The sequence below is a fragment of the Mesorhizobium sp. M5C.F.Ca.IN.020.29.1.1 genome (assembly GCF_003997375.1).
Taxonomy (GTDB): Bacteria; Pseudomonadota; Alphaproteobacteria; order Rhizobiales; family Rhizobiaceae; genus Mesorhizobium; species Mesorhizobium wenxiniae.
In genome coordinates, this window is the sequence record NZ_RZSW01000858.1 from 1 (window position 1) to 1,832 (window position 1,832).

General features: G+C 60.2%; 4 protein-coding genes and 1 pseudogene. 3 read left to right on the forward strand and 2 right to left on the reverse strand.

What is annotated here, in order from left to right; all coding sequences use genetic code 11:
- Nucleotides 1-114: pseudogene (locus EOA85_RS39625) on the reverse strand (Ku protein); the annotation flags it as partial.
- A 177-nt stretch (nucleotides 115-291) separates the two neighbouring features.
- Between EOA85_RS39625 and EOA85_RS34325 the strand changes: the two are divergent.
- Nucleotides 292-507, forward strand: a complete 216-nt coding sequence (locus EOA85_RS34325) for a hypothetical protein (protein WP_029356319.1) — start codon at nucleotides 292-294, stop codon at nucleotides 505-507.
- 61 nt (nucleotides 508-568) lie between these two features.
- Here the strand turns inward: EOA85_RS34325 and EOA85_RS34330 are convergent, their stop codons facing one another.
- Nucleotides 569-784: a KTSC domain-containing protein gene (locus EOA85_RS34330; protein WP_127212639.1), complete on the reverse strand. Its 216-nt coding sequence runs from the start codon at nucleotides 782-784 to the stop codon at nucleotides 569-571.
- Nucleotides 785-926: 142 nt separating this feature from the next.
- On the opposite strand from EOA85_RS34330, the gene EOA85_RS34335 reads away from it, so the two are divergent.
- Both EOA85_RS34335 and EOA85_RS34340 read left to right on the forward strand, forming a co-directional pair.
- Nucleotides 927-1,559 (forward strand): alpha-ketoglutarate-dependent dioxygenase AlkB, encoded by a 633-nt coding sequence (locus tag EOA85_RS34335; RefSeq protein WP_127212640.1) that lies wholly within the window; start codon nucleotides 927-929, stop codon nucleotides 1,557-1,559.
- Nucleotides 1,556-1,832 (forward strand): GFA family protein (locus EOA85_RS34340; protein WP_206523455.1); only part of this gene is annotated, 277 nt, incomplete at its 3' end. The genes EOA85_RS34335 and EOA85_RS34340, both read left to right, overlap by 4 nt.

Here is a 1,832-nt window from a genome sequence, read left to right on the forward strand (position 1 = left end):
GTTTATTGTGTGGAAAGCGATCCGCTCAGAGGTTGAGGCAGCCGTATAGAGCGCCACCGGGCAGCTGAGTTCTCCAATTTTCAGAAAACCCTTCCAATTTGCTCTCGGCGCCAAGACGTTAGCCTCTCTGTCACAAGCGTTGCACTGGAAATGCAACGTGGCGGCGCGGAGATTTGTTCCTTTGGCGCCTACGCGGCGACGATCAGAAGGGTTCTAGGCCAGCAGACAAGCAATTCCGCTGCAACCAAATTCAGTACTCACCGTTGTCGAGCAGGAAGGGAGCGGTTGGCCATGACGAGACTGTCGTTGACGAGCCTATCATTTTTGGCGGCGCTGGCTCTAGCGGGTTGCAGCAACGAGACCGAACCGACACAGGGCAGCACCAGCAGCACTGAACCGACACAAAGCAACACCAACACCGTCGATCAAAATCCCGAAGTCGACAAGGACCCTACGCCGAAGACGACGACGGGCGGCGATCAACCCGGTACGCCGCCGGCTCAATGAGGGATCGGCCGGCCGACCGGATTCCTCCCGGATGCATTGCGCGCGACAAGAGCAGAAGATCTCACCCCGACTGGCTCTGCGCGACCAAATGGCAGCTATACCGGTCTCGAATGAACGCGTTGAAGAACCGACCTTTTGACGAGGCCTTGCGGAATGCAGCGTAGGTCTGCGGCGGCACGTCGTCGTAATCGTAGCGATTTCCGCTTGGGACGAACCATACGGAGAGGGTCCTCGTCGCCGGATCGTAATTGATGCTTTGAATAGCAGTTGAAGGCATTTCCAAACACTCGACGCGTCTGGGCAATAACCCAGCCCGGCAAGCCAGGTTCCGTCTCGCCCAAGATATGGAGGCGGTGATCCGGCCGGCTCGACGCCTCCAAGGTCTTGCCGCCGCCGGCCGGCTTCACCAATTAGGGTTGATGCCATCGCTCAAAACCAAGCAGCCGGAATTCGCTGGCCAAGGCGACCTGTTTCGTGCGCCCAACGATCTGCCGGAAGGATTTCACTACCAGCCGGAGCTGATCACCGCGCAGGAAGAGGCCGAGCTGGCGCGGCAGCTCGAAAGTCTCGCCTTCCAGCCTTTCGACTTTCATGGCCATCTCGCAAACCGGCGCGTCGCCGGTTTTGGCCTGCGCTACGATTTTGACCAACGCAAAGTCGTCGAGGCGCCTCCTATCCCTGCTTTTCTGATGCCGCTCAGGGACAAGGTGGCGGCATTTGCGCGGCTGCCCGCCGATGCTTTCGTGCAGGTCTTGATCAACGAGTACCGGCCCGGGGCGGGTATCGGCTGGCATCGCGACAAGCCGCATTTCGATGCCGTAGCCGGCGTTTCTCTTCTTGCGCCATGCAGCTTTCGGCTCCGCCGGAAGAACGGCGCTGGATGGGATCGCCAGACCATCATCCTCGAGCCAAGGTCGGCTTACCTGATGACGGGACCGGCGCGCACCGAATGGCAGCACAGCATCCCGCCGCTTTCCGAGCACCGCTACTCCATCACCCTGCGGACTCTGCACCCGCAACGGTCGCCTCGATCAGAAGCGATAGTTCGATGACCAGGACCGAGACCGGCTCCTGTTTTTGCGGTTCGATAACGGCTGAGCTGCATGGCGACCCGTTCTGGATTTGCTCCGATCACGACGACGATTGCCGCAAGGCCATAGGGAGCCCGCTGACCGTCTGGGTCGGCTATCGACCGGCCCAGTTCAGATTGCTGACCGGCACGCCGAAGACGTTCTCGAGGACCCGAGGCGTGCTCCGCACCTTCTGCGCCGATTGCGGGACATCCATAGCCTATCTCGACCAGGGGCTTCCCGAAGAACTCTATG

Coding starts and splice junctions, on each gene's coding strand:
- EOA85_RS34325 (WP_029356319.1), top strand. CDS start 292: ATGACGAGACTGTCGTTGACGAGCCTATCATTTTTGGCGGCGCTGGCT.
- EOA85_RS34330 (WP_127212639.1), bottom strand. CDS start 784: ATGCCTTCAACTGCTATTCAAAGCATCAATTACGATCCGGCGACGAGG.
- EOA85_RS34335 (WP_127212640.1), top strand. CDS start 927: ATGCCATCGCTCAAAACCAAGCAGCCGGAATTCGCTGGCCAAGGCGAC.